The organism is Pseudomyxococcus flavus, assembly GCF_050038885.1.
GTDB lineage: Bacteria > Myxococcota > Myxococcia > Myxococcales > Myxococcaceae > Myxococcus > Myxococcus flavus.
Map to the genome: position 1 here is coordinate 6242074 of NZ_CP143624.1, position 25865 is coordinate 6267938.

Here is a 25865-nt window from a genome sequence, read left to right on the forward strand (position 1 = left end):
CTCCGGAAGAAGGTCGCTTCCGGAGCGGGGCTTTCCTGGAATGATTGAGTTCGGTCCGGGTCCCCACCGACTCCAGGGGGACCTGCCTCACGGGAAACGCAAGGGAGCCGGCAGCCTCCCGCGGACGGGCGTCTGTTATCGTCCGCGCGCCCCATGCCTTCCCGCCCGTTCGAGCGCTGCCTGTGCCTGATGTTCCTCGTGCTTGCCGCATCGGCACGGGGGGCGGTGGTGCCTCCGGCGCTGCCCGCCCCGGAAGACGTCATGGCGACGTTGCGCCAGGTGGAGGCGGCGCGCGCGCGCGGCCGCACCAGCGTGATGGACAGCGAGCTGGAGGAGCAGTCCCGTGCGCGGCCAGGGGACCTCATGCCCCGGCTGTACCGGGCATGGCTGACGTTCCCCTCGGATGGGTGCTGGAACGAGCTGAAGGCCATCTCCACCCTGGACCCGGAGAACCCGTGGCCCTTCGTGGGCATGGGGCTCGTCTACGTGCGCTGGGGGCTGCTGACGGAGGCGCGGGAGCCCATCACCGCCGCGTTGAGGCAGGTGCCCGGCTTCGCGCCGGCGCTCTGGGCGGAGGGGCTGCTGCTCCAGGCGGAGGGCAAGCCCGCGGAGGCCGAGGCGCGGTTCCGCGCGGCGCTTTCCCAGCTCGACGCGCCCCAGATTCGCACGTCCCTGGCGATGCTGCTGGCGGGGATGCCCGAGCGCGAGGCCGAGGCGCGCGCGGAGCTGACGCGGACGGTGGAGGCATGGCCGGAACAACCGGAGGCGCTGCGCAAGCTGGCGCAGCTGGCCCGGGCCGCCAACGACGTTCGCGCCGCGGCGACCGCGGGCGAGAGGCTCGTCGCCCTCAAGCCGCGCGACCGGGAGGCGCACCGGCTCCAGGCCGACCTGTGGCTGGCCGCCTCGGAGAAGGAGAAGGCCGCGCAGTCCCTGGCGCGCTACGCCGAGCTGGGCGGGGTGGAGCCCGCACCGCTGGCGCTGCTGGCACGGCTGTACCGGGAGCTGGCGCGCAAGGACGACGAGGAGAAGGCCCTGGTCCGGCTCGCCGCCGCGGCGCCCGCCGACCCGGAGCCGCTGCTGCGCCTGGCCGAGCTGGCCGAGGCGCGTGGGGATGGCGGGGCGGCCGAGTCCCAGCTCGTGAAGGCCTCCGAGCGCGCGCCCGCTCGCAGTGACATCCACGTGCTGCGGGCGCGGCTGGTGCTGAAGCAGGAGCGCCACCAGGATGCCCTGTCCGCGTACCGGGCCGCGCTCGCGGCGCCGGAGCGCCGGGTGCCCGAGGCGGAGGGCGAGGCCGCCGCGCTCGTGCGGCACTTCCGCCTGCCGTCGCAGCCCGCGCGGGGAACGCAGGAGCAGATCTACAACCGCGTGTCGCTGGGGCTGGTCGCGCTCTACATGAACCGGCTCAAGGAGGCGCCGGGCCTCAAGGGCAACCTCAAGGTCCAGGTCCAGGTGGATGCCTCCGGACGGGCCACCGGCGTGACGGTGCTCTACGACAGCCTGAAGGAGGCGCTCATCTCCGGCCACGCGCACTTCGCCTTCATGGACGCGCAGTATCCGCCTGGCCCGGATGCGCCGGTGTTCCAGTACGTCTTCCGTCCGCCGAAGTGAGGCGAGGGCCCGGCCACGCGTCCTGCGCTGGCCGGGCCGCTGGCCGCGGAATTACGGCGTGTTGCGCTGCTCGAACTCGGTGCCGCTGCCGCCGTAGCCTCGGACCTGGTCACGCAGCCGCTGCCAGTTGGCGCGGGCCTGCTGCTCCTGGCGCTCCTGCGTCTGCACCTTGCGCTGGGCCTCCTCCACCTTGCGCTGGGCCTCGGCCGTGGCGGCGGTGAAGTCCGCCTCGGAGAGGTCCTGGGCGCGCACGTCATCGTTCGCCTTCAGGGCCTCGTACTCGGCCTGGTTGAGCTTGGCTTCGACCATCGCCAGCTCGCTCTCGCGCAGCTCCTTCTGCGCCTCCATCGTCTTGACGTTCTGCTCGCGGTACTGAACCTGGGCCTGGGCCGCGGTCAGGCTCAAGTCCGCGTCCTGCAGCTCGGCCTGGGCCTCGTTGATGTTGTCGCTCTGCCCGGTGGCTTTGGCCGCCTTCAGCGCGGCGTCATGCGCCTCCTTGCGCGACTTGGCCGCGTCCTCATTGCGCTTGGCCACCTCCAGCTCCCGGCGCGCATCGTTGAGGGCCACATCGGACCGGGTGACCGCGTCCTGGGCCATGCGCCGCTGCGTCTGCGCCTCCCGGACGTCATCCAACTGGCCCTCGGGCACGCGGGCCAGCCATGACTCATCCACCTTGGCGGCACGGGACGAGCTGCAACCGGTAGTGCCCATGACCGTCAAGGCCGCCCCCATCATCACGCCAGCGAAAACCCGACGCCTTCTCGACTGAAACATGCTCCCTCTCCTCTCCGTTTGCGCGTGTTGCCTGTCATGACTGTAGTCATGCGTCGCTGGGGAGGCAGACGGCAGGGAGGCGTGTCGAGGTGCCGCCCTGCCAGACATTGGGGAGGGGGCCTGACCGCACGCCCGCCCTGCATGTGGGGGACTCAGCGCTTCTCGAGGACGACGGCGTAGAACTCGATGCCCACGCCCTCGCGGTCCGCGTCGGTGATGTGGTCGGGGGGGAGTCCCAGGAACTCGCTCACGGGGAGCACCTGCGTGGGCCCCTTCGCCCAGGGGCCGCAGAGGTCCAGGGACTCGGGCAGGGAGTAGAGCTGGAAGGACTCGCCCATCTGCCGGAACATGCCTACGAACTGCTCCCACTTCGGCGTGCTGAGGTCCGGTGACTTGGTCTCGAAGGTGGTGAAGAGCTTCGAGCCTGGCGCCGCCCAGTCGTAGAGGTCGCGGAAGAACCTGCGGTTCTCCTCGGCGGAGAGGAACACGGCGATGCCATTGGCGCCGAAGGCGACGCGGCGCTGTCCCTCCAGGAAGGCGTCCACGTCCGGCCGGCGCAGGAAGTCGCCCGCCTGCCGGATGTCACATTCCAGGTAGCGGACGTTCGGCGTGTTTCCCAGCAGGTGCTGGGCGGTGGTGATGGTGAGCGGGTTGATGTCGCTGTAGAGCACGCGCGCGCCGGGCAACACGGCGTGGACATGGTCTTCCGTCGGGAGGCCGGAGGCGAAGTCCACCCAGTGGTGGAAGCCGTCGGCCGCCAGGCGCTGCGCCGCGGTCCGCAGGCAGGCGCGCAGCATGCGCACCCACTTCCGCGTGGAGGGCAGCAGCGAGAACATGTACTCCGCCGCCTGCCTGTCCGCTTCGAAGTGGTGCGTCCCGCCCAGCGTGTAGTCGTAGATGCGGGCCGCGTTGGGGACATTCGGGTTGACGCCTGGGATGCGCGCGAGTGCCTCGGAATCCATGTGCCTTCTCCTTGGGGACTGCTCGTTCAGGGGCTCCACACCGTGGATACGGACTCCGGCATGCCGTCGGGTCCGGTGCGCATGACGCCGACGACCAGGAAGGTGCCGTCGTCCTGGCGGGTGACGTGGTGGTCGGAGACGGCGGCGCGCATGGGCGGACCGGGCGTCCAGGTGCCGGTGTCCGGCGACCAGAGCTCGACGGTGGCCGACGCCGCGAGTTCCTTTTGCCCGAGCCCGCCGAACGCCGCCGCCCGTCCGTCCGGGAGGGCGGTCAGCACGAAGCCGGAGCGGAGGTCGGTGAGCGCGCCGGTGGGCGTCCATTGTTCGGTGGTGGGGCTCCAGACCTCCGCGGTCCCGACGCGCTCGCCCTGGCTCCGTCCTCCGACGACGAGGATGCGCCCGTCGGCGAGGGTGACGCCCACATGGTCGTCGCGCGACGCCGCGAGCGGTGGGCTCGACCGCCAGGCGCGCGTGCTCAGCTGCCAGACCTCGGTGCTCGGGTCGAGCGGCGGCGCGAAGTGGGTGCCCTCGACGATGGCGAAACCCAGGCCGTTGTCCCGGCCCCCGGCGATGACCACGCGCTCATCACTCACGCACACCGGGCCCGGGTGGAACAGGCGCACCGTTTGACCCGCGGGCTCCCAGGCCTCCGCGCCCGGCCGGAGCAGCTTTGCCCGGGTTCCCCGCTCCAGGTCCTGGTCGTCATGGTCGGCGCCCAGCACGAGCACCGAGCCATCCGCCAGGGCCACCGCCACGGGCCGGTCCCTCTCCGCGCGCAGCGGGGGGCCTTCCCGGAACCCTCGCGCCTCCGGCTCCCAGAAGAGCGTGCTCGCCAGCGCCATGGCGGTGTGGTTCCTCCCGCCGATGATGAGCACGCGTCCGTCGGGCAGGGGCACCGCGGCGTGGCCCTGCCGTGGCTGCGGCATGGGGGAGAGCGTCTCCCAGGTCCGCGTCTTCGCGTCCCACCGCAGCGCGTTCGCCACCGTCGCGGACGTGGCACCCCCGCCTTCGGCGCGCCACTCCTGTCCACCCACGACGAGCGCGCCGCCAGGGACGGCCGTCAGGGTGAAGGAGTCGAGCCAGAGTCCTGCGTAGGGCAGGCGTTGGACGGCCGCGTTCGAAGCCATGGCCGGAGCGTAGCCGCCGGCCAGGCGTGCTCGCACCACGCGTGTTTCAGGGGCGTACGGCTCGTCGCTTCGGACGGGGGTGGTAGAGTCGCCGCCACTGCATGGCTCCTCCCACCGCGTCTCGTCTGGATGTGCTTCGCGCTGCCCTCCTCGTGCTGGTGACGAGCTGCGCCACCCTGGTCCTGGAGCTGGCCGCCGCCCGGCTCCTGGCGCCCTTCATCGGCGCCTCGCTTCACACCTGGACGAGCATCATCGGCGTGGTGCTCGCGGGCATCAGCGTGGGCAGCTACGCCGGGGGGCAGCTGTCGCAGCGGGGCGCGTCGTTCCGCTGGCTCGCGGGCCTCACTGCGCTGGGGGCGGCGCTGGCGCTGCTGCCGCTGGGGTGGGTGGCCGTGCTGGGAGATGGCGCGGGGCTGCGGGCCATCCCCGTGCTGCCGCGCACCTTCCTGCTGACCTTCCTGGGCTTCTTCCCCGTCAGCTTCGTGCTGGCCATGGTGACGCCGCTGGCGCTCCGGCTGCTGCTCCCGGACCTCGGACGCGCAGGGCGCATCGGCGGCCTGCTGTACGCGCTGGGGACGCTGGGCGGCCTCGCGGGCAACTTCCTCACCGGCTTCGTGCTGGTGGCGTGGTTCCCCGTGCCCACCATCGTGCTCACCGTGTCCGGCGCGCTGCTCCTCTGCGCGCTCCTGGCGCTGCCCAGGGCCTCCGTGGCGGCGCCGCCCGTCCAGGCACCGGTGGCGCGGCAGGGGAGCGCCTCCGAGCCCGCCGCCCGGGACGTGGCGGAGGCCGCGCCGGGCGCTGAGGTGGACCCGCGTACCGGAGACATGGCGGAGGCCGCGCCGGGCGCTGGGGTGGACCTGCGCACCCGTCCCGCGCTGGCGTGCTTCCTGGTGGCCTGCGCGAGCTTCTGCACGCTCGCCATCGAGCTGGCGGCCAGCCGCATCCTGGCGCCCACCGTGGGGGTCTCGCTGCTGAGCTGGACGGGCATCATCGGCGTGGTGCTCACGGGGATGGCGCTGGGCAACCTCGTGGGCGGCCACCTCGCGGACCGGTGGCCGCGCCAGGATGTCCTCGCCGCATCCATGCTGGTGGCTGCCGCGAGCTGCCTGTTGATTCCCCCCGTCCACCAGTGGCTGGTGCTGACGGGCCTCTTCGACGGACTGGGGCTCCAGGCGCGCATCGTCGCGTATACGGCCGCGGTGTTCCTCGTGCCGGTGACGGCGCTGGGCACGCTGTCCCCGCAGGTGCTGCGGCTGGCGCTGGCGGACGTGGGGCAGGCGGGGCGCATCGTGGGCCGGCTGTCCGCGTGGAGCACCGCGGGGGCGCTCCTCGGCTCGTTCCTCACCGGCTGGTGGCTCATCGCGAAGGTGGGCGTCTACCCGCTGGTCGCGGGCGCCAGCCTGGGGCTGGTGGCGCTGGCGGCCTTCGTGGGGCAGGTGTGGCGGCGTCCGCGCTTCTTCGGCGCCACCGCGGGGGTGCTCGCGCTGGCGGGCGTCTTCGGCTCGCTGGGCCTGTTCGCGTCGCCCTGCACCGAGGAGACGGACTACTTCTGCATCAACATCAACCAGGTGGAGCACGACGGCCGCAAGCTGCTGGCCATGCAGCTGGACCACCTGACGCACACGATGGTGGACCTGGAGGACCCGTCGTACCTGGGCTACCCGCATGGCTACATCCACTCGGAGGTGGTGCGGCACGTGGCCGCGCGCACCGTCGAGCCCCGCGTGCTGGTGATTGGCGGTGGCGGCTACGTGGTGCCGCGCTGGGTGGAGACCTACGTCCCGCAGGCCCGGATGGAGGTGGTGGAGATCGACCCGGCCGTCACGCGCATCGCCCTGGAGCGCTTCGGCGTGAAGCCCGACACGCGCATCGCCTCGTTCAGCCTGGACGGGCGGCAGTACCTCCAGGAGATGGCGGAGCGGGGGGCCTACGACCTCATCATCCAGGACGCCGTCAATGACCTGTCGGTGCCCTACCACCTGATGACGCGTGAGTATGACGAGCTGGTGCGCTCGCTGCTCAAGCCGGACGGCATCTACCTGCTGACCGTCATCGACGAGATTCCCCGAGGCGCCTTCCTGCGCGCGGCCATCCGGACGGTGCAGGAGGTGTTTCCCCACGTGGAGCTGCTCCACGATGCCCGCAGCGGCTCGAAGGGGCAGGGCGTGTACATCGTCGCAGGCTCGGTGCGGCCCATGGAGCTGGAGCGCCTGCCGGAGCTGCTGAAGGGCCTGGGCATCGAGAAGCCCCGCACGGGCCGGGTGCCCCGCGCGGAAATCGACGCCTACCTGTCCGCGGGCCCCGCGCTGCTGCTCACGGATGACTTCGCCCCGGTGGACAACCTGCTCGCGGAGCTCTTCCTCCTCCGGGAGCAGGTCGCGCCGTAGCTCAGGCCTTCACCGCCTCGATGATGCTCGACCCGCTCCGGGTGGGGAGGATGCGCTCCACCTTCCAGGAGGTGGCGGCGAGCAGGGCGTGGAACTCGTCACGGGTCCGCTCCCGGCCATCCGCGAGCACCAGCATGTTGAGGTCCAGCAGGTGGGACGGGTCGGGATGCCGGTTGTCCGGAATCACCATCTCCACCACGAAGAGCCGGGCCCCCGGCGGCGCCGCCGCGTGGAGCTGACGCAGGATGTTGGTGGACGCCGCGTCATCCCAGTCATGGAGGATGTGCTTGAGCAGGTAGGCCTCGGCGGCGGGCACCCCGGGCTCGAAGAAGCTCCCGGCCACCACGTCCACCCGGCTGGTGAGGCCCTGGGCGTCCAGGTGGGACTTCGCGCCTTCGACGACGTGAGGCAGGTCGAAGAGGATGCCCCGGCAGGACGGCTGGGCGCGAAGCACGTGCGCGAGCAGCGCACCATGGCTGCCGCCAATGTCCGCCACCCGGGCGAAGGGGGCGAAGTCGATGAGCTGCGTCAGCTCGCTGGCCACCAGGGCGGACAGATTGCCCATGGCCTGGGCGAAGTGCGTCGCTTCGTCGGGATGACGGGCGAAGTGCTCCCAGATGTCGCCCCCGAGCGCCGTCCTGACGGTCGACTTCCCAGTGCGAATCGCCTCGGGCAGGTGCCCCCAGGGCCGCCAGTGGGACGCGTCGCTCTGGGTGATGGCCGCCTCCCGCAGCGAGCCCGGCACGCCCGTGCGCAGCCCTTCGCCCATGGGCGTGAGCGCGAAGGTCCGGTCCGCGATGGAGTGAAAGATGCCCGCGGTGATGCCGCCCCGCATCAGCCGGAACAAGGCGTCCGGGGAGACGCCGAGCTCGGCCGCGAGCGAATCACTGTCACGCGCCCCGGCCGCGAGCAGGTCCGCGATTCCCAGACGGGCCACGGTGCCAATGACCTGGGTGGTCCAATAACCAGCGATGCGCTCATAGAGCTGCTGCGTGGGAGAGGGCTTCCCCTCGGACATGATTTTCATGCCAGGAGTCTATCCCTGTTCAATGGCTGTCATCACTGGGCGTGAAGCGTTGCGGCCGGGGAGTCGGGCCGCCCCGGTGGGGTCGGGGCGGCACCCCAGGGGGCCTACTTGCCCTTGGCGTAGTCCCGGCTGGCGATGACACCCTGGACCTCGGCGAGCGCGCGGGCGCCGGAGGCGGACTCGAGCGCCTTCTCGGCGATGGCCTGGACCTGGCGCTTGGCCTCGGCCAGCTCCGCCTGGAGCGTCTGGAGGGACTGGGCCTGCTTCGTGGCCGTCTCCTTCAGAGAGGCAATCTCCATGGCCGCGACGCGCTGCGCCGTCTCCGCGTCCTTGGTGGCGAGCGTGAGCTTCAGCTCCCACTCGGCCTTCACCCGGTTGCCGGTGACGGCCGCGGCGGCGTCCGTCTCCTTCTTCAGCACCAGCGGGAAGTCCGCCACCTGCTTGCGGAGGTCCTCCAGCTCCTTCTCGCGCTGCTTGAGGGCCTCCTCACGGGTGGCCCAGTCCTTCTCCAGCTTCTCCTTGCGGTCGCGCTCGGTGGCGGCCTGCAGGCGAAGCGACTCGGCGAAGGCGTCCTGCTCCTTCTTGCGCTGGAGCTGGGTGTCGTAGGCGTACTCCTCCTCGGCGCGCTTGCGGGCCACCTCGGTGGCCTGGCGCTCGGCGGCCAGGTCCGCGTCCGCCTTCGCGCGGGTATCCTCGATGTCCTTGCGCAGCCGCTCCATCTCCGCCTCGAGCTCCGCCTTCTGCTTGTCATACTCGGCGACGAGCACGTCGATGGCGCTGGCGGCGACGTCCTTGCCGTGCAGGCCGTTCAGCTCCTCCGTCTTGAGGTGGATGGCCTCGTCGAGCTGCTTCAGCTCCTCCACCAGGGAGATGACCTGCTCGTTGATACCGGCCAGCGTCTTGTTGATGGTGAGGCCGGCCTCGGTGACCTTCTTCACCGCGGACTCGGCGGTGAGGCTGGCCACGTCCGCGAGGACGTTCCGGGCATGGGCGTCCTGCGCGTCCTGCTCCTTGGTGGAGACGATGGGCTTGTTGCGCGCCTTGCGAGCCAGCTCCCCGAAGGCGGCCTTGGTGGCCTCGGTGGAGCGGTTGCGGGCGACGACGTTGCGCTTGGACGTCTTGCGAGTAGCCATGTGACTCTCCGGGTAGGGCACGGCCAGGGCAGGCCGCTGGGCCTGCGAGGGACATGCGGGTTTCGTGGAATCGCTGGCGCCCTCTCCGGGCGACCATGAGCAAAAGATACCTATGGGGTCTGACATGGCTGGCCGGGTTTCAGGCGGCCAGGAGGGTCGTTGGAGGCCCCAGGAGCCGCGCCGGGGGCCACAGCGCCCTTGTCCTCGGGCCCGGTGCCCGGCTAACTCGCAGTCCCCGAAATGGCTCAAGGGAGAGCGTCAATGCAGGTCGTCAGTGTGAAGAAGGCCCTCGCGGGAGGGGTGGAGGCGGGGACGAAGGTGGAGGTCCGCGGCTGGGTGCGCACGCGCCGCGACTCCAAGGCGGGCATCAGCTTCGTCAACGTCAGCGACGGGTCGACCTTCGACCCCATCCAGGTCGTCGCCCCGAATGCGCTGCCCAACTACGAGAAGGACGTCCTGCACCTCACGGCGGGCTGCTCGGTCATCTGCCGGGGCACGCTGGTGAAGTCCCAGGGCAAGGGGCAGGCCTACGAGGTCCAGGCGGACGAGGTCCAGGTGCTGGGCTTCGTGGACGACCCGGACACGTACCCCATCCAGCCCAAGCAGCACACGCTGGAGTTCCTGCGCGACGTGGCCCACCTGCGCGTGCGCACCAACACCTTCAGCGCCGTCACGCGCGTGCGCCACCGCGCGGCCCAGGCCATCCACCGCTTCTTCGACGAGGAGGGCTTCTTCTGGGTGAACACGCCCATCATCACCGCGAGCGACGCGGAGGGCGCCGGGCAGATGTTCCGCGTCTCCACGCTGGACGCGGTGAACCCGCCCCGGACGCCGGATGGGAAGATTGACTGGCACAAGGACTTCTTCGGCAAGGAGGCGTACCTGACGGTCTCCGGCCAGCTCAACGTGGAGGCCTACGCCCTGGCGATGTCCAAGGTGTACACGTTCGGCCCCACCTTCCGGGCGGAGAACTCCAACACCACGCGGCACCTGGCCGAGTTCTGGATGATCGAGCCGGAGATTGCCTTCGCGGACCTCAACGAGGACGCGAACCTGGCCGAGCGCTTCCTCAAATATGTCTTCAAGGCGGTGCTCACCGACTGCGCGCCGGACCTGAAGTTCTTCGAGGAGCGGGTGCAGAAGGGCGTCATCGAGCGACTGGAGAAGTTCATCAACTCCAGCTTCGAGCGCATCGACTACACCGAGGCCGTCGACATCCTGAAGAAGGCGAAGAAGAAGTTCGAGTACGCGCCCGAGTGGGGCAAGGACCTCCAGACGGAGCACGAGCGCTACCTCACCGAGGAGCACGTGGGCCGGCCGGTGGTGGTGATGAACTACCCGGAGGCCATCAAGTCCTTCTACATGCGCCTGAACGACGACGGGAAGACGGTCGCCGCCATGGACGTGCTCGCCCCGGGCATTGGCGAAATCATCGGTGGCAGCCAGCGCGAGGAGCGCCTGGACGTGCTGGACCAGCGCATCGAGAAGTTCGGCCTCAAGCCGGAGGGGTACCAGTGGTACCGCGACCTGCGGCGCTACGGCACCGTGCCGCACGCGGGCTTCGGGCTCGGCTTCGAGCGCCTCATCGTCTACATGTGCGGCCTGCAGAACATCCGCGACGCGATTCCGTACCCGCGCGTGCCGGGCTCGGCGGCGTTCTAACCCGTGCCGTGGCGCCGGTGTCTCCTCTCGGGAGAGGGGACACCCGGCACCCGTCATGGGAGCCGCTCTTCCAGGGCGTCCCAGCGGGTGCGAACCCACTGGCGCACGTACTCGACTTCCTCCTCGTAGGAGTTGAAGTCCTGGCGCGTGTGCCAGTGGGGGAAGTTCCCGGACCCGCCCCACGGGTCGTTCGGGTCGCCGAAGTTGCGATGCTTCTCGCCCCATTTCGCCCAGTCCCGCCGCGCGGAGGGCGCCGTCTCCTGGACGTAGCGGTCGATGAGCGCCATCACCACGTCCACCTTCAGCGCGTCGCGCAGCAGGGCCCGGTAGCGCTCGCGCATGGGGCCGGCGAGGGCGGGGTCGTCCAGCAGCCGCTGGAAGATGAGGTTGTCTTCCCGGAACGTCGGCCGCGCGGTCGGCGAGGTGCGTCTGGTGTCGTACATCTGGCCGAAGCTCGCGTCCAAATCCCATGGGATGTAGCGCCAGGGGCCGCCGGTGGTCGGGTCATAGGCGTGGTAGGCATTCTTCGCCTGTGAGTCCGTGCCCAGGATGAGCGTGTTGAAGATCCACCAGTCCTGGTAGTCCTGGGTGTTCATCCGCTGCGCGAAGCCCGTGCGGAAGGTGTCCGCGTCCGAGTCCGCGACGAAGGCGGTGATTTCCTCCAGCGTGGCGAACGCGCCGGGCTCGCCTTCCTCGGGCGTGCCTTCCGACTTCTCGAAGCCCTCGTAGAGGTTGCCCTTGGGCGTGCCGTCCTTGCGGAGGCGGGAGAAGTTGGCGCGGTGGTCCTCGGCCTTGAAGACATCGCTGTCCTTGTCGAGGCCGTGCGCGGCCACCAGGCGCTTGTTGACGTGGTCCGCCACGGTGAAGAGCCCGACGTATTCGTTGTTGGCGTAGAGCACCGCGCTGTACGTCCGGATGTGGATATGGGCCGGGCTCATCCGGCTCCACACGTCGAAGGCGAGCCGCGAGCGCAGGTAGGAGTTGTCATTGAACGTGGTGATGAGCACCACGCGCTTGCGGTCCTTGAAGCCGTTGCCGAAGACGGGCTCGGAGAACAGGTCCTCGTCAGGGAACTTCAGCGTGAGGCTGCGCTTGGGGAACACGCTGGAGGTGGCGCCCCGGTACTTCGCCTCGAGGTTGAAGCGCTTGCCCCGGTAGACGAGCTGAACCGGCCGGTGGCCGCCCGCGGTCAGCTTGCCCTCGTAGGAGAGGTGGAATACCGGCAGTCCGAACTCCTCCGTGTAGGCCGCCGGGTCGACGATGGGGACGTTGCCGGGCGCGGACTCGTTCTCCGCCACGCCCACCTTGAGCGTGCCCGTCTCGCCGGTGGTCTGCTCGCGCAGGGTGAGGTGCCACACGGCGGCCTGGTCCTTGCCGGGCGTCCAGCTCAGGGTGCCGGTGGTTTCATCGAAGTGGGCGCCTGGAGGCAGGTTGTCCACGGCGAAGCGGAGGCCCGCCGCGGCGTGGCCGGTGCCGCACGTCACGGTGGCGGAGACGGGCTCGCCTTCGAGCACCCAGCGCGCTTCGCCCGCGGTGGGCGCGCACACGGTGGGCTGCTCAGGCGGAGGCCCGCCGTCGGGCGCACCGCCATCGGGCGTTCCATCCGGAGGCCCCGCGTCCGGCGTTCCTCCGTCGTCCCCGCCCGGGGGAGGCAATCCCGCGTCGGGACGGTTTCCCGTGTCGGGAGACTCCGAGGCGGGGCCAGGGGCCTCCGCGTCGCTGGAGGCGCCGCCGCACGCCACCACCAGCCCTGCGAACCCAGCCAGGAACCACCTCGACACGCGTTTCCCACCCACCGGCATCCTCCCCCCACGAACGCTCCGACACGCTGGGCAGGATTAACCATGCTGTGACATTCGGGAAACTGGCGGGGGTGCAGTCCGTTGTCGGTTCGCGGGTGTGGGTGAGCCGCGCACAGTGAGGTGGGGGTGGGACACGCGGTGTCGGCGTGGTGGCTAGCCGGCCTTGAGGTGCACGGTGTTCTCGGCGTGCTTCGCGAGCGCCTCGGCGATCTGCTCCGCCTTCCACAGCGGGTCCAGGCAGGGGCAGAAGTAGCCGGGGCCCTGCTTCTCGCGCACGGCCCACTCGAAGAAGCCGCGGGCGGTGGCGTGGAGCTCCTCGGGGAGGAAGAGCGCGGCGACGTCATACTCGGTGAAGCGCAGCAGGCCCGGGACGCGCCACTCGCGCTCCCAGTCGAAGCGGTAGCTGTAGGGCGCGTTGTGCTGGTCGCCCTGGATGTCCACGAAGGGCGTCATGGACCAGATGGGTTCCGTCTGGGGCGAGGGCGCCGCGAGCGCGCGCTCCACCTGTTGCTTCAGGGCGAGGTGCGCCGGGGAGGCGTACTGGACGTACCAGACGGGGCCGCCGCCTTGCGAGAGGATGTAGCTCTTGGTGAAGCCAATGCCATACAGGCTGCGGCGCTGGACGAGCCGGGAGAGCTGGTCGAGGGGAATCTCGCTGAAGCACACCGAGCGGTGGCGCTCGGCGACGGCGGGCTCGCGGCGGGCGATGCCGAAGCCCTCGGCGCCGGGGATGAGCGTCCGGGTGCCCAGGATGCTCATCATGTTCTGGTAGGCGTCGTGATAGGGCGGTCCCGGCTTCGTGAAGTGGACCACGAAGTCAGACATGTCTCGCCACTGTGGATTCGCCTGGTAGCCGAGCATCATCCCTACTCCGGGAGCAATGTCCCGGACGAGGCGAGGGGATGCAACCCGAACGGCATGCGGTGTTCCGGGCCTGCTTGTCTTGCATTCAGCCGGGCGGGGCCGTGGCTGTCGGAAGACCTACGAAGCTTCCCTGCGAGTAAGAATGATGGGCCGCGTCGGGGGCACGCTGGCCGGAGGGTAGGGGAGGCGCCTGGAGGGCAGGTTTGTCTCCGATTGCTGTGTATGCTCCAGGGCTTCCCAGGCAGTTCGCTCACGGAGGTCCGCACATGAAGCTGCTCGACATGTCTCTGCTGTCCATGGCCGCGGGGCTGATGATGGCTTGCGGTGGTCCCGCCCCGGAGGAGGGCGCCGAGATGACGACGCAGGAGGCGGAGCTGACGACGTGTGGTTTTGTCTCGGGGCCGGAGTCCTACGTCTCCGCGGAGGAGGCCTGTGAGATGGCGCGCCACTTCGCGCCAAACTTCTGCTCGGGGCTCGGTGGCGTGCAGTCCATCAACGCGCATTGCCTCATCACGAATGGGCCTCCCTGGCACGCCTCCGTCCGCGTCTGCTGCAATCAGTAATCGTCAGCGCCGCGTCGCGGTGACCCGGACGCCGGGTTTGGGCCGCAAGGTGATGGCCGCGGCAGGGCGGATGACCTGGCCCGGCGTCAGGTTCAGCCGCACGCGCTGGAGCAGCGTGGCCAGGACCAACACCAGCTCCATCAGCGCGAACTGATTGCCGATGCACTGTCGTGGCCCGCCCCCGAAGGGGAACCACGCGAACCGCGGCCGCGCCTGCTCCCGCTCGGGCAGGAAGCGGTCCGGGTCGAAGCCCTCGGGGTTGTCCCAGACATGCGGGTGCCGGTGGGTCACCCAGGGGGACAGCAGGATGTAGGAGCCCTTGGGGATCCGGAAGCCGCTGACGACGTCGTCCTGGAGGGCGACCCGGGAGAGGCTCCAGGCCGGAGGGTAGAGGCGCAGCGACTCGTCCACCACGCGGCGGGTGAGGTCCAGCCTGGGGAGGTCGTCCTGGGACGGCGGGCGGCCCCCGAGCTCGCGGGCGAGCTCGGCCTCCAGGTCCCTGCGCACGGATGGATGGCGTGACAGCAGCATGAGGGTCCAGGCCATGGAATTCGCCGTCGTCTCGTGTCCCGCCAGCAGCATCGTCAGGACCTCGTCGCGGAGCTGGGCATCCGTCATCCGCTCGCCGGTGTCCTCGTCATGCTGCTCCAGCATCATCTGCAACAGGTCGTGATGCTCCCCCGTGTCGCGCCGGCGCGCCTCGATGATGCCGCGCACCACCCTCCCGAGTGTGCGCACGTCACGCTCGAACCGCCGATGGGCGGGCAGCGGCAGCCCTCGTGGAAGAGGCACCGACTGCGTGAGCCGTTGGTAGGTGAAGACTTGCACCCGGCCCAGTGCCTCCCCGATGTCGCGCGCCGCCCCGCTGACGTCCGTCCCGAAGAGCGTGCTGCTGGCGATTCGCAGCGTCAGGCGGGTGCAGTCCTCGGCCACGTCGAAGGTGGCGCCGCGATCGGCCCGGGCTTCCAGCTCGCTGGCGAGGTCCGAGGCCGCGTCCACCATCGTCCTCGCGAAACCCGCCAGCCGCTGACGATGGAAGGCGGGCTGGGCCAGCCTCCGCTGCCGCAGCCAGAAGTCGCCTTCGCTGGTGAGCAACCCCTGACCCAGAAGCTCGCGCAGCACCGCGTAGCCACGGGTCCGTTTGCCGTAGTGGCGCGCATGGTCCTGGAGGATGTGGCGCACGCCATCCGGGTGCGCCACCAGGGTGAGGCAGGCCGGGCCGCTGCCGAGGCGCACCACGTCGCCGTATTGAAGCAGCTGGGCCTGCAGGAAATGGAGCGGGTCGCTTCGCATGGCCCGCACGTGCCCGAGCAGCGGCGCTCCAGGAGAACGGGGTGGGAGGGGGGCGGCGGTGGAGGCGCCCGCTGGATGGATGGACATGGCCAGGCACTCCCTTCGATGCAGGAGACCTCACTCTTTGCACCCGGAGTCCGACCCCGGTAGGGGAGGTGCCTGGGCGTCGTGCCCGCCCGTTGGAGGCCGCACGGTGCCGGGCTACCATTGGCTGCTTCTCGACGAGGATACGCCTTTGGAAACCCTGTTCCGAAAGGGCCGCCTGGCCCTCACCGCCGTGCTCTTCCTGGCGCTGGCGCCCGTGGCCCTGGCCGCTTCGGGCAGCCCGCAGCTCCAGGCCTTCTTCCAGCAGGACCTCACCAGTGTGGACTACCAGCAGAAGGTCTACTCGCGCGTGGCCGGGAAGTGGCGGCAGCCCGGCGCGAAGGGCAGGCCCGCCCTGGGGAAGAAGACGGTGGTCCGGGCCGTGATTGGCCGGGACGGGAAGCTCCTCTCGACCGAGGTCTCCACGGAGTCTGGCTCCAAGGCGTGGGACGCCGCCGCGCTGTCGGCCGTGAAGAAGGCGGCGCCCTTCCCACCGCTTCCGGCGAGCTTCCCGCTGGCCACGCTGGATGCCCACTTCCACGTGGCCTGGGTCGCGGGGCCGTAGGGCCGCAGGTGGCGCCCGCGCAGGCGAATGGGGAGGACGCTCCCGGGCGGGCACGCGGTATATGGTGCGCCCATGGCAACTCCTCATATCTCCGCTGCCCCCGGTGACTTCGCTGACGTGGTGCTCATGCCCGGCGACCCGCTCCGGGCCCGTTACATCTCCGAGCGCTTCCTGGAGGGGGCCCGCGAGGTCACCTCCGTGCGCAACATGCTGGGCTATACCGGGACCTTCCGGGGCCGCCGGCTGTCGGTGATGGGGCACGGCATGGGGGTTCCCTCCATCTCCATCTACGCCACCGAGCTCATCAAGACGTACGGCGTCCGCGTCCTCATCCGCGTGGGGAGCTGCGGCGCGCTGAGCACCGACGTGAAGGTCCGGGAGGTCATCATCGCGACGGGGGCCGGCACGGACTCGAACGTGAACCGGATGCGGCTGCTGGGGCACGACTTCCCCGCGGTGGCGGACTTCACGCTCGCGCGCCGGGCCATGGAGGCCGCGGAGCGGCGCAACAAGCCTGTACGCGCCGGGCCCGTCTTCACCTCCGACCTCTTCTACCACCCGCAGGAGCAGCTCAACGCCACCCTGGCGCGCATGGGCATCCTGGCCGTGGAGATGGAAGTCGCCGGGCTCTACGGCGTCGCCGCGGAGTCGGGGGCGCGGGCCCTGGGGCTGCTCACCGTGTCGGACCACATCATCACCGGCGAGAAGCTCACCCCCCAGGAGCGGCAGACGACGTTCGACGAGATGATTGAGCTGGCGCTGGACGTCGCCGTCGCCGAGCCCGCCCCGTAGCACGCCTCGGATGGGCAGGCGGGCCGGTGTCGGGGCCGGCCTGTCCGCTCTGGAGGTACGAGAGGGCCGCTCTCGGAGCGCTTTCATGCGCCGGGGGCGGCCAGATTTCCCGGACGGTGCTTTGTGCCCAGCAGGATTCCGGGCCATCCTCCGCCCCGGTGCGTTACCCAATCTGGCTCCTGCTTGTCTGCGCCGGCTGTGCCGCGCGCGTATCTCCCCATGCTGGCCCCGCGCCGGCCGCCGCCGTGCGTGCCCAGGACTCCGTCCCGGTGGCCGCCGCCGAGCCGTCGCCGGACGCGACGCCGCCCGTGTCACCGTCCGCGGAGGCCGCGCCGGTGACGGCGGAGGCTCCGGCCACGCAGACCGAAGCGGTGCCCACTCCTGCCGTGGAGGGGTGCGCGGTCAGCGCCGAGGACCTGGCGTCCGACGAAGAGGAGCTGGCCGAGGGCGAGGGCGACGACGGCGAGAAGGAGACGCCGGACGCGGCGGCCTCGGGCGCGGTGCCGGACGGGCCGCTCTACACGGCGGACATCTCCGACGAGGAGCTGGCGAGGCGGTGGAAGGACGAGATTGCCTCGCTGGGGTCCATGGCCGTGGGCTTCGCGCACAGCGGCCGGCTGGTGAACGGCAAGCAGTTCCCGCAGGGCGACGACTGGATTGTGGTCACCCCCGCGGGCGCCTGGGCCACCGAGGAGACCGTCAACTACCTGGCCGAGGCCATCCGTGACGTGCGCGCCCGCTTCCCGAACGCGCCTCCGCTCCGCGTCAACGGCATGAGCCACAAGGAGGGCGGCTACATGCGCCCCCACAAGAGCCACCAGAACGGCCGCGACGTGGACGTGGGCTTCTACTACCCGACGGTGGACCCCATCCGGACGCGCGCGCGCGAGCACGTCATCGACGTGGGCCTGAACTGGGCGCTCATCCGCTCGCTGCTCATCAAGACGGACGTGCAGCTGATTCTCGTCGACCGCCGCGTGCGGAAGGTCATCTACGACTACGCGGTCCGGGCGGGTGAGGACAAGGCGTGGCTGGACTCGATTTTCAACGACGGCCCCACCGGCATCGTCCGCCACGCCCGCGGCCACCGCGACCACTTCCATATCCGCTTCCACAACCCCCGGGCCCAGGAGCTGGGGCGCCGCGTGCAGCCGTTCCTGGCGCTCCAGCCGGAGCACAACGTCACCACGCACCGCATCCGCCCCGGCGACACGCTGGGCGGCATCGCGCTCAAGTACGGGTCGACGATTGCGCTGATCAAGAAGGCGAACCGCATGCGCAGCAACTTCCTGCGCGCGGGGAACCGGCTCTCCGTGCCCCTGCGTGGGCCGTGCACGCATTGCCCCGTGCCCCCGCCGTTCGTGCTGCCGCCGCGGCGGCTGCCGCCGGATGCGGTGGCGCCCGCGCTGGTGGCCTCGGCCTCCAAGCCCTCGGCGACGGACTGCGCCCCGGCTGCCGCGGCCGCAGCGCCCGCGGTGGGGACGGCCTCCGTCGATGCAGCGGCGACGACGATGCCGGCGGTGGCTGCTGGTCGCGTGGCCGCTGCCGCGAAGCCCGCTTCTGGCACCTCGGCGGACGTCGCGCCCGTGGTGGGGGCGGCCTCGGTCGACGCGGCTGCCGCGGTGCTGCCCGCCGGAGGGGCTGGCAGCGTGGCCTCGGCGGCGAAGCCGGCTTCCGGTACTTCCATGGACGTCGCGCCCGTGGTGGGGGCGGCCTCGGTCGAGGCGGCTGCCGAGGTGATGCCGGCCTCGGTCGGCGCTCCTGCGGCGGTGAAGTCCGCCTCCGGCACCGCCGTGGATGTGGCTGCTCCGGTGAAGCCGGCTGCCGCCGTCAATGTTGCTTCGACGGTGGTTCCCGCTGCGACCGAGGCTCCGGCGCTGAAGTCTGCCGCCGCCGAGCCCACCCCCGCCGTGAAGCCGTCCGCTGCGCCCGTGCGGGAGTCGGAGCAGGGGGCCGCGGGCATCAGCCACGGGCGCTGACCCTCGGCCGCTCCCCGTGCGGGCCCGGGCCCCGTGTCACCCTCGCGGCGACACGGGGCTCGTTCGTTCCGGACTGTGGTAGCACGGGGCCGTCCATGGCGTTTTCCCCGCACAAGGGGCGCTCCCTGGCCCACAAGGCCCGTCAGCGCTCACCCGGCCACCACTACAACGCGAGCTTCATGTCCGCCGTCGACCGGGCGGAGACCCTGCGCTGGCTCGCGACGCTCCACCCGCTGTGGGAAGAGCGTTATTCCAAGCACTTTCCACCGCCGCCCGGGCAGTCCCAGCGGCGGCTGCTGCGGCCGGTGTACTGGCTCGGCAACTGGCAGTTCGCGTGCCTCGACTACTACCACCCGCCCAAGGGCGTGCTGAACAGGTGCGTCCAGGCCGAGCCCTTTCCCGCCGTGCTCCAGCGCCAGGTGGCGAAAATCGAGGAGCTGGCGCGGCGGATGTACCGGGGGCCGGACATGCCTGCCCGCTGGCACCTCAACACCTGCCTGGTGAACTTCTACGGCAGTCGCCTGGAGGACGGCCGCTGGGTCGACACCGCGCGCGTGGGGGAGCACAAGGACTTCGAGCCCGGCCCGGTGGCCTCGCTGTCCTTCGGCGAGCGGGCCCTCATCCAGTTCGTCACCTCCACACGCCCGGGGGAGCGTGACGCGGTGGTGCTGGAGCAGTGGCTGGATGACGGCTCGCTCCAGCTCTTCGGTGGCGCGCGCTGGAAGGAGCAGACCTTCCATCGCGTGCAGCGGGTGGACACGCGGACCGGCAAGACGCTGGCCCCCGAGCTGCCGGACTTCCGCACCCGCCGCATCAACCTCACGTTCCGCTACGTGCCGGACGAGCACGTGGTGCCGTTCGCGGCGCTGTCCCCGGAGGCCCGGGAGGACGTGCGGCCCTACGTGGCGCAGCTCGCGAAGGGCAGCGCTTTCTTTCGGGACGCCCTGGCGCGAGAGGCGGCGGGGGCGCAGGGCTGAGGTCCGGCGCCCGCTCGACTACGGGCGGCGCTTGCCATGTGTGCGTGCGTGCCGTCCCGGGGCCTGTTCCGGCGCGCGCTTCGACTGGCCGTGGTCCTTCTGCGGAGGACCGGGGTCCCGCTGGGCCGCGAGGAACTGCGCCCACGCTTCCTGGAAGACGGGGTCCTCGCGAGGCACGGGCACGCGGGGAATCTCCGCGCGCATCAGGTGCTCGATGCGCGTGATGACCTGTCCCTCGCGCGTGGTGGCGAAGGTCGAGGCGATGCCGCTCGCCGCCGCGCGCGCCGTGCGGCCGATGCGGTGCACGTAGTCTTCGGGGGCATGGGGCAGGTCGTAGTTGATGACGTGCCCCACGTCCTCCACGTCGAGCCCGCGCGCCGCGATGTCGGTGGCCACGAGGCAGCGATACGTGCCATCCCGGAAGCCCGTCATCGCCTGCTTGCGCTGGTTCTGCGTCCGGTCCGCGTGCAGCACCGCGGCCCGGTGCCCCGCGCGTTGCAGCGCCCGCTGCACCTTGTCCGCACGCTCCTTCGCCCGGGTGAACACCAGCGCCGTCGTCGAGTCCCGCGCCAGCAGCGTGAGCAGCAGCGGCGTCTTCTCCTCGGGGCGGAGGAAGTACAGCCGTTGCTCGGCGCGCTCGGCGGGCGTGCCGCTGCGAGTGACCTCCAGGCGCACGGGCTTGTACAGCCGGCCCCGGGCGAAGCGGCTGACGTCCGGGCCCAGCGTCGCGGAGAACAGCAGCGTCTGCCGGCGACGGGGGAGGAAGTCGAGGATTCGCTCGAGCTGCGGCAGGAAGCCCATGTCGAGCATCCGGTCCGCCTCGTCCAGGACGAGCGCTTCCAGCTGGGGGAACCGGACGGAGGCATTCTCCATCAGGTCCACCAGCCGCCCCGGTGTGGCGACGACGAAGGAGGGCTGGGCCTTCAACGCCTGGACCTGCCCACCCATGTCCTCGCCGCCGATGACCACGGTGTGCGTGAGGCCACGGGGCTCCGCGAAGAAGCGCACCGGCTCCGCGATCTGCTGCACCAGCTCCCGCGTGGGCGCGAGCACCAGGGCGAGGGTGCCCTTCCTCCCCGCGAGGCGCTCCACCAGGGGGAGCACGTAGGCGGCCGTCTTGCCCGTCCCCGTGGCCGCGCAGCCGATGACATCCCGGCCCGCGAGGGCAGGAGGAATGGCTTGTTGCTGGATGGGCGTGGGCTGCGTGAAGCGCGCGCGGCGCAGGGCGCCCAGCGTCTCCCGCGAGAGGCCCAGTTTTTCGAAGGTGTCGCTCACCGCTCCGGGGTACCACGCCAACGGGCCTCGTGGGAAAGGCCCTGGTTGGGCCGTGTCCTCCACCTGGAGTCGGTCGCCGTGATTCCCGCCCGCGAGGAGGGCATGATGCCCGCCCTGGAACGTCTCATGCCCGCTTCGGTTGACTCTTCGCCTGCTTCGCCACTCCCCGTGGTGCTCGACACCAACGTGGTCCTGGACCTGGTCGTCTTCGATGACCCGCACACCCGCCCGCTGGCCGCGGCGCTGGAGGCCGGGGCACTCGCCGCCTGGACGGACGAGGAGACGCTGGCGGAGCTGGGCTACGTGCTGGCCTCGCGGAACTTCCAGCCCGGCCTGGCCGCCCCCGCGCGGAGCGCCGCGTTCGAACGCTACCGGGCGCAGGTCCGCATGGCCCCGGGCGCAGGTGGCGCGCCAGCCCTGGCGTTACCTCGATGCCGGGACCGGGATGACCAGAAGTTCCTGCACCTGGCCGCGCGCGCGGGCGCAGCGTGGCTGGTGAGCAAGGACAAGCGCGTGCTCTCCATGGCGGACCGTGCGGGCTTGCCGTTCCTCATCCTCACGCCACGGCAGGCGGTGCAACGCATACCACCTGGGAGGTAGATACAGATTGCCAGCGCCGGAACATCTTTCGCGGCGAGCTGCGAATGCACTCGAACCCCAAGCGAGAGAACATGTTCCGGATTGCATTGGTCGTGACGCTGGCCCTGTCCGCACTCGTTGGTTGCGGAGGCGATGACGAGAACCCGGGGGGCTCGCCCCAGAAGCTGGACTGCAACGCCTCGAACTGCGCGGGCTGCTGTTTGAACAATGTCTGCCAGACGGGGACGACGGCCTCGGCCTGTGGAAAGGCCGGCGCCGCATGCCGTGCGTGCGACAGTGTCCAGGTGTGCAAGGCGGACCAGACCTGTGGCGTGGACCCGAATGGTGTCTGGCGCGTGCAGCCCGTGTCGGCGCAGATCGCAGCCAGCAACAACGGTGAGTCCTGGGACGCGGAAGGCTCGCCGCCGGACGTGTTTGTCGAGATGGCCTGCCCGGGGGCGACTGTCGTGACCACCACGGAGGAGTCGGAGAGCTACACGCCTGTGTGGCGGACTGGTGGGTGCACGGCGCGGGCGGGCCAGTTGTTGGCGGAGCCGTGGGTCATCCAGGTGTGGGACAGCGACGTGGCGAGCGATGACACCATCACCGACGTCCTCACGGCTCGCTTCACCGAGCAGAACTTCTCCGCGGGCACCGTCACCTTCGGCGCCGCCGGAGGCATGACGTCGCTGACGGTGCAACTCCAGAAGCAGCCCTGAGCCCCACGTCTGGAGTGCCGGCATCGCGCGAGCCCGGACGCCGATTCCGGGCTCGCCGCGGGTGGTGCCCCACCGAAGCTCAGGCGCGTGTCGCGGGCCGGTAGCGCAGCACCCGGACCATGTTCTCGTTGACGATGAAGGTCGTGATGGCGGCCAGGCTCGCCTTGCCATTCGCTTCACGCCAGTCGAGGACATGGACGCGCAGGGGCGAGCCGTCCTCCAGGTACATCTCCGAGTGGTCATACGTGAGCACCACGTCCGCCTTGTCACCCGTGTAGGTGACGAGCGTCTGGCGGAAGGAGTACCAGGCCTCCCGGCTGCCGGAGAGCTCGGACTTGCCGCGCAGGAAGGCGGTCGGGCGCGCCAGCGAGCCCAGGAGGAACTCTCCGCCGGTGAGCTGGTGCGTGAGCTTCTCGGAAGCGGGATGCAGGGGCTCGTAGCAGCCCAAGCATTCAGCGGCACAAGGGCAGTCATAGCTGCGCTCCGGCTTGCCCGCGGCCTTGCGCCGCTTCTCGCACTGGCTCACGCAGACCTTCGCCGCCTGGGCCTCCTGCTTGCTGAGCTTCTCGATGTCCGCGAGCATTTTCGCCTGGCTCGCATCGGCTTCGAAGAAGGACGCGTCCCCCAGGTGCAGCAGGCCCGCGATGCGCACGAGGCTGTCGTCTTCCATGGCGGAGAGGGCCGCTCGCGCCGAGGCGGCCTGGGACCGGAGCTGCGCGGGCTTCACGCGCGTCCACTTCGCGCGGGCCTCCGAGTCCTGGCCCTCGTAGTCGAGGTTCGCGCGGTCGAAGAGCTCGGCCGCCTTCTTCGCGCGAGCCAGTGCCGCCTTGTAGCTGTCCTTCTCCGGCACCGTGGCGAACTGGCCGACGGCGAAGGTCATTCCCCGGGGGCGCTCGCCCTCTTCGTCGGAGCGGTTCCGGCTGAGGAGCGTCTCCACTTCGTAGCGGGGTGCCCACTCCACCTTCGCCTGGCTGTCGCTGCGTGCGGCGGCCTGCTTCCGTTCCAGCGCGAAGGACCGGACCTGCTCGAAGGCGGCGGCCTCGGCCTCGGGCTTGTAGGGGTCCTCCCCCTCCACGTACACGCGCAGGTCGCTGAGGCAGGTGTCGTCGTAGGACGTGCCGGGATACGTGGAGACGAGCGTGAGTCGTACGCCCTGGACCTTGTTCGGGACGGGCAGGCGGACCTCCTGCCAGCCGAGGACGTCCTTGAGCTCCGTCTCCAGCGCGGTGCCCGTCACCTGCGGGCCCGTCTCACCCTGGACCAGCGGTTCCAGCTTCACCTTGCGGGGCCGGGCATTGGCGCGGAAGAGCTTCGCGGACTTCTGGAAGCCGTTGCGAAGGAACAGGCGATACGTCTTCGCGCGCGAGAGCTCCGGGCCCCACCACTCCAGGGCCTGGCCTTCCCCGCGCCCCTTGGCGCCTTCCACCCAGGCGGTGGCCGGGTCGTCATCCGCGACGTAGAGCGGCAGGTAGTTCTGCGCGTGTTTGTTCCAGCCATTCTCCAGGAAGGAGGAAGCCGTCACCCGGCGGGGATGGAGCCGGTGGGCCGAGCCCGCATCGGGCTCGAGCAGGACGGGAGGCGTCGCGGCGAGGAGGAGCGACAGGAGAATCATGGCGTGCGTTCCTTCGGGGTGGGGGACGACGGAAGGGGTTGGAGGGGCGAAGCCCACAGCACCAGCCGCGACAGGCCCGGTGGGTAGAGGCCCGACTCTTCCTGCTCGCGGGACACGAGGTGGTAGACGACGCGCGCGTACCGGGCCTCGGAGGGCAGCGGGACGTGGCGTGTCTCTCCTGGCAGCAGGCGTGTGTCTTCCACCGCGCCCAGGTGGGGAAGCGGCTCGTGAGGCCATTCCCGGACCGCCAGCGTGCGGCCGAAGGTGGCCACCGTGCGGGGGGATTCGAAGAGCGGCTCCTCGGAGACCTCCACGCTCACCCAGCGCATGACATCCCCGGTGGGGAAGGCGTGGCCCACGTCGCGCGTGGAGACGCGGAGCGACGCCCCGGCTTGCTCCACCCGGAGCGCGGCCTTGAGGGACTCCGTGCGCCGCGTGCCCCCGAAGCCGTGGTCGCCGCCAGGCATGTGGCAGGACGTGCAATGGCGCGCATCTCCGTGCTGCGTCTGCCAGCGGCGCCACTCGCCCACGGTGTCTTGTTGAAGTTGCGTCGAGGACAGCCGCACCCGCTGCCCCGCGCTCGTCACCACGGGGAAGCCGAACTGATGACAGCCCGCGCAGGGCATGCCGGGGACCTTGGCTTCATCTTTGATGGGCGCGTGGCAGCCGGCGCAGGTGACACCGTGCTCCTCGGGCGGACTGTCCTTGGGGAGTGGACCCCGCTCCAGGTTCCTGGCGAGCGGCGCATGACATTGCACGCACCAGCCGGGACGGTCCTCGGTCAGCGCCACCTGGAAGACGTCGTCCACGCGCGCATTCGCATGGCCACTGTGCCGCCAGGCCTCGACCTGGACGGCGTGGCATTCCTCGCACCGTTGAACGCTCCAGCCTGGCAGGCCATGCGGCGCCGGGCCCACGTCCATGAGGGCAGTGCCCTTGGGGAAACGCGCGGTGGGCGCCGTGGCGAGCAGCGAACAGGTGAAGAGGACGAGCGCGGACACGTTGGCCCCACACTGTAGGCGCGATGGGAGGGCGCGCGGTACAACCCCCGGCATGCAAGCGTATGAGATTCAAGCGGGGTTCGGGCTGGACAAGTTGGTGCGCGTCGAACGGCCGGACCCGACGCCGGGGCCCATGCAGGTGCGGGTGCGCGTGAAGGCCACGAGCCTCAACTCCCGCGACCTGATGATGGTGGAGGGGCGCTACAACCCCCGTCAGAAGTTGCCGCTCATCCCGAACTCGGACGCGGCGGGCGTGGTGGATGCGGTGGGGCCTGGCGTGACGCGGGTGAAGCCCGGGGACCGGGTGATGAGCCTCTTCGCCCAGGCGTGGAGCGCCGGGGAGCCGACGCGCGCCGCGCAGGTGAGCACGCTGGGCGGCCCGTTGGACGGGGCGCTCGCGGACACGGTGCTGCTGCATGAGGACGGCGCGGTGCCCACGCCCGCCTATCTCTCCGACGAAGAGGCGGCGACGCTCCCGTGCGCGGCCGTCACTGCGTGGAGCGCGCTGGTCACCTACGGGGCGCTCAAGGCAGGCGACACGGTGTTGCTTCAGGGGACGGGCGGCGTCTCCATCTTCGCGTTGCAGATTGCCAGGTTGATGGGCGCGCGAATCATCATCACCTCCAGCCGTGACGAGAAGCTGGCGCGGGCCCGCGACCTGGGGGCGCATGAGACCGTCAACTACGTGACGACGCCGGACTGGGAGAAGGCGGCGCGCGCACTGACGGGCGGCGTGGGCGTGGACCACGTGGTGGAAGTGGGCGGCGCGGGGACGTTCGAGAAGTCGCTGCGCGCGGTGCGGCCCGGAGGCACGGTGTCTGTCATTGGCGTGCTCAGCGGTGGCGCGGGCGCGGTGCCCCTGACGCCCATCCTGATGCAGAACCTGCGGGTGCAGGGCATCTTCGTGGGGCACCGTCAGGGATTCGAGGCGCTCAACCGGGCCTTCACCCAGCACCAGGTCCGCCCGGTGGTGGACCGCGTCTTCACCTTCGACGAGGCGCGCGCCGCCTTCGAGTACCTCAAGAGCGGCGCGCACTTCGGCAAGGTGGTCATCCGGGTCGGGTGAGCCGCCGGGCCACC

General features: G+C 70.6%; 22 protein-coding genes. 11 read left to right on the forward strand and 11 right to left on the reverse strand.

Annotated elements, in window-relative coordinates:
• The first annotated feature begins 153 nt into the window (after positions 1-153).
• Entirely contained in the window at positions 154-1608 is a 1455-nt protein-coding gene (locus tag VZL07_RS26290) for a tetratricopeptide repeat protein (RefSeq protein WP_426750467.1), read from the forward strand.
• Between the two features lie 51 nt (positions 1609-1659).
• On the opposite strand, the gene VZL07_RS26295 is transcribed toward VZL07_RS26290, so the two are convergent.
• The 3 genes from VZL07_RS26295 to VZL07_RS26305 form a co-directional block, all read right to left on the reverse strand.
• Complete coding sequence (locus VZL07_RS26295) at positions 1660-2382, reverse strand: hypothetical protein (RefSeq protein ID WP_426750469.1); 723 nt, start codon at positions 2380-2382, stop codon at positions 1660-1662.
• Between the two features lie 152 nt (positions 2383-2534).
• Positions 2535-3344 carry an SAM-dependent methyltransferase gene (locus tag VZL07_RS26300; protein WP_426750471.1) on the reverse strand — a complete coding sequence of 270 codons (810 nt, stop codon included), beginning with the start codon at positions 3342-3344 and terminating at the stop codon, positions 2535-2537.
• Positions 3345-3370: 26 nt separating this feature from the next.
• The gene (locus VZL07_RS26305) at positions 3371-4471 is read right to left on the reverse strand and encodes a Kelch repeat-containing protein (RefSeq protein ID WP_426750473.1); all 1101 of its coding nucleotides are present in this window, start codon (positions 4469-4471) and stop codon (positions 3371-3373) included.
• A gap of 101 nt (positions 4472-4572) precedes the next feature.
• Between VZL07_RS26305 and VZL07_RS26310 the strand changes: the two genes are divergently transcribed.
• Complete coding sequence (locus tag VZL07_RS26310) at positions 4573-6858, forward strand: fused MFS/spermidine synthase (protein ID WP_426750475.1); 2286 nt, start codon at positions 4573-4575, stop codon at positions 6856-6858.
• Between the two features lies 1 nt (position 6859).
• On the opposite strand, the gene VZL07_RS26315 is transcribed toward VZL07_RS26310, so the two are convergent.
• Positions 6860-7885: a methyltransferase gene (locus VZL07_RS26315; RefSeq protein ID WP_426750477.1), complete on the reverse strand. Its 1026-nt coding sequence runs from the start codon at positions 7883-7885 to the stop codon at positions 6860-6862.
• 104 nt (positions 7886-7989) lie between these two features.
• Entirely contained in the window at positions 7990-9018 is a 1029-nt protein-coding gene (locus tag VZL07_RS26320; protein ID WP_426750479.1) for a kinetoplast-associated protein, read from the reverse strand.
• A 261-nt stretch (positions 9019-9279) separates the two neighbouring features.
• On the opposite strand from VZL07_RS26320, the gene asnS reads away from it, so the two are divergent.
• Positions 9280-10680: an asparagine--tRNA ligase gene (gene asnS / locus VZL07_RS26325; protein ID WP_426750481.1), complete on the forward strand. Its 1401-nt coding sequence runs from the start codon at positions 9280-9282 to the stop codon at positions 10678-10680.
• A 53-nt stretch (positions 10681-10733) separates the two neighbouring features.
• Here the strand turns inward: asnS and VZL07_RS26330 are convergent, their stop codons facing one another.
• On the reverse strand, positions 10734-12482 hold the full coding sequence (locus VZL07_RS26330) for a CotH kinase family protein (RefSeq protein WP_426750482.1): 1749 nt from the start codon (positions 12480-12482) through the stop codon (positions 10734-10736).
• A 153-nt stretch (positions 12483-12635) separates the two neighbouring features.
• Positions 12636-13307, reverse strand: coding sequence for an abortive infection system antitoxin AbiGi family protein (locus VZL07_RS26335; protein WP_426750484.1), 672 nt, complete (start codon positions 13305-13307; stop codon positions 12636-12638).
• 305 nt (positions 13308-13612) lie between these two features.
• Here VZL07_RS26335 and VZL07_RS26340 point away from each other — a divergent pair, with 305 nt between their 5' ends.
• Positions 13613-13909: a hypothetical protein gene (locus tag VZL07_RS26340; RefSeq protein WP_426750485.1), complete on the forward strand. Its 297-nt coding sequence runs from the start codon at positions 13613-13615 to the stop codon at positions 13907-13909.
• A gap of 3 nt (positions 13910-13912) precedes the next feature.
• Here VZL07_RS26340 and VZL07_RS26345 read toward each other — a convergent pair whose 3' ends face one another.
• A complete protein-coding gene (locus VZL07_RS26345) occupies positions 13913-15289 on the reverse strand; it encodes a cytochrome P450 (RefSeq protein WP_426750486.1) in 1377 nt (458 codons plus the stop codon).
• Between the two features lie 148 nt (positions 15290-15437).
• On the opposite strand from VZL07_RS26345, the gene VZL07_RS26350 reads away from it, so the two are divergent.
• The 4 genes from VZL07_RS26350 (at position 15438) to VZL07_RS26365 (ending at position 19599) form a co-directional block, all read left to right on the forward strand.
• On the forward strand, positions 15438-15851 hold the full coding sequence (locus VZL07_RS26350; protein ID WP_426750487.1) for an energy transducer TonB: 414 nt from the start codon (positions 15438-15440) through the stop codon (positions 15849-15851).
• Between the two features lie 72 nt (positions 15852-15923).
• Positions 15924-16643 (forward strand): purine-nucleoside phosphorylase, encoded by a 720-nt coding sequence (deoD, locus tag VZL07_RS26355; protein ID WP_426750489.1) that lies wholly within the window; start codon positions 15924-15926, stop codon positions 16641-16643.
• Positions 16644-16888: 245 nt separating this feature from the next.
• Positions 16889-18622 carry a penicillin-insensitive murein endopeptidase gene (locus VZL07_RS26360; protein ID WP_426750490.1) on the forward strand — a complete coding sequence of 578 codons (1734 nt, stop codon included), beginning with the start codon at positions 16889-16891 and terminating at the stop codon, positions 18620-18622.
• 95 nt (positions 18623-18717) lie between these two features.
• Positions 18718-19599, forward strand: a complete 882-nt coding sequence (locus VZL07_RS26365; protein WP_426750492.1) for an alpha-ketoglutarate-dependent dioxygenase AlkB — start codon at positions 18718-18720, stop codon at positions 19597-19599.
• A gap of 18 nt (positions 19600-19617) precedes the next feature.
• On the opposite strand, the gene VZL07_RS26370 is transcribed toward VZL07_RS26365, so the two are convergent.
• Positions 19618-20874, reverse strand: coding sequence for a DEAD/DEAH box helicase (locus tag VZL07_RS26370; RefSeq protein ID WP_426757379.1), 1257 nt, complete (start codon positions 20872-20874; stop codon positions 19618-19620).
• Positions 20875-21000: 126 nt separating this feature from the next.
• Between VZL07_RS26370 and VZL07_RS26375 the strand changes: the two genes are divergently transcribed.
• Together VZL07_RS26375 and VZL07_RS26380 are read left to right on the forward strand one after the other, a co-directional pair.
• The gene (locus VZL07_RS26375; RefSeq protein WP_426750494.1) at positions 21001-21474 is read left to right on the forward strand and encodes a PIN domain-containing protein; all 474 of its coding nucleotides are present in this window, start codon (positions 21001-21003) and stop codon (positions 21472-21474) included.
• Positions 21475-21518: 44 nt separating this feature from the next.
• Positions 21519-22172, forward strand: coding sequence for a hypothetical protein (locus tag VZL07_RS26380; protein ID WP_426750495.1), 654 nt, complete (start codon positions 21519-21521; stop codon positions 22170-22172).
• Positions 22173-22251: 79 nt separating this feature from the next.
• Here VZL07_RS26380 and VZL07_RS26385 read toward each other — a convergent pair whose 3' ends face one another.
• Positions 22252-23784: an NADase-type glycan-binding domain-containing protein gene (locus VZL07_RS26385; protein ID WP_426750496.1), complete on the reverse strand. Its 1533-nt coding sequence runs from the start codon at positions 23782-23784 to the stop codon at positions 22252-22254.
• Entirely contained in the window at positions 23781-24785 is a 1005-nt protein-coding gene (locus tag VZL07_RS26390; protein WP_426750497.1) for a multiheme c-type cytochrome, read from the reverse strand. Before VZL07_RS26390 ends, VZL07_RS26385 begins: the two co-directional genes overlap by 4 nt.
• A gap of 52 nt (positions 24786-24837) precedes the next feature.
• Between VZL07_RS26390 and VZL07_RS26395 the strand changes: the two genes are divergently transcribed.
• Entirely contained in the window at positions 24838-25851 is a 1014-nt protein-coding gene (locus VZL07_RS26395; protein WP_426750498.1) for a zinc-dependent alcohol dehydrogenase family protein, read from the forward strand.
• The last annotated feature ends 14 nt before the right edge of the window (positions 25852-25865 follow it).

Excerpts from the sequence above, each read along its gene's own strand:
- VZL07_RS26290 (WP_426750467.1), top strand. The coding sequence starts at position 154 with ATGCCTTCCCGCCCGTTCGAGCGCTGCCTGTGCCTGATGTTCCTCGTG.
- VZL07_RS26395 (WP_426750498.1), top strand. The coding sequence starts at position 24,838 with ATGCAAGCGTATGAGATTCAAGCGGGGTTCGGGCTGGACAAGTTGGTG.
- deoD (WP_426750489.1), top strand. The coding sequence starts at position 15,924 with ATGGCAACTCCTCATATCTCCGCTGCCCCCGGTGACTTCGCTGACGTG.
- VZL07_RS26295 (WP_426750469.1), bottom strand. The coding sequence starts at position 2,382 with ATGTTTCAGTCGAGAAGGCGTCGGGTTTTCGCTGGCGTGATGATGGGG.
- asnS (WP_426750481.1), top strand. The coding sequence starts at position 9,280 with ATGCAGGTCGTCAGTGTGAAGAAGGCCCTCGCGGGAGGGGTGGAGGCG.
- VZL07_RS26335 (WP_426750484.1), bottom strand. The coding sequence starts at position 13,307 with ATGTCTGACTTCGTGGTCCACTTCACGAAGCCGGGACCGCCCTATCAC.
- VZL07_RS26380 (WP_426750495.1), top strand. The coding sequence starts at position 21,519 with ATGCACTCGAACCCCAAGCGAGAGAACATGTTCCGGATTGCATTGGTC.
- VZL07_RS26340 (WP_426750485.1), top strand. The coding sequence starts at position 13,613 with ATGAAGCTGCTCGACATGTCTCTGCTGTCCATGGCCGCGGGGCTGATG.
- VZL07_RS26320 (WP_426750479.1), bottom strand. The coding sequence starts at position 9,018 with ATGGCTACTCGCAAGACGTCCAAGCGCAACGTCGTCGCCCGCAACCGC.
- VZL07_RS26330 (WP_426750482.1), bottom strand. The coding sequence starts at position 12,482 with ATGCCGGTGGGTGGGAAACGCGTGTCGAGGTGGTTCCTGGCTGGGTTC.
- VZL07_RS26300 (WP_426750471.1), bottom strand. The coding sequence starts at position 3,344 with ATGGATTCCGAGGCACTCGCGCGCATCCCAGGCGTCAACCCGAATGTC.
- VZL07_RS26365 (WP_426750492.1), top strand. The coding sequence starts at position 18,718 with ATGGCGTTTTCCCCGCACAAGGGGCGCTCCCTGGCCCACAAGGCCCGT.
- VZL07_RS26305 (WP_426750473.1), bottom strand. The coding sequence starts at position 4,471 with ATGGCTTCGAACGCGGCCGTCCAACGCCTGCCCTACGCAGGACTCTGG.
- VZL07_RS26375 (WP_426750494.1), top strand. The coding sequence starts at position 21,001 with ATGCCCGCTTCGGTTGACTCTTCGCCTGCTTCGCCACTCCCCGTGGTG.
- VZL07_RS26310 (WP_426750475.1), top strand. The coding sequence starts at position 4,573 with ATGGCTCCTCCCACCGCGTCTCGTCTGGATGTGCTTCGCGCTGCCCTC.
- VZL07_RS26315 (WP_426750477.1), bottom strand. The coding sequence starts at position 7,885 with ATGAAAATCATGTCCGAGGGGAAGCCCTCTCCCACGCAGCAGCTCTAT.
- VZL07_RS26345 (WP_426750486.1), bottom strand. The coding sequence starts at position 15,289 with ATGTCCATCCATCCAGCGGGCGCCTCCACCGCCGCCCCCCTCCCACCC.
- VZL07_RS26385 (WP_426750496.1), bottom strand. The coding sequence starts at position 23,784 with ATGATTCTCCTGTCGCTCCTCCTCGCCGCGACGCCTCCCGTCCTGCTC.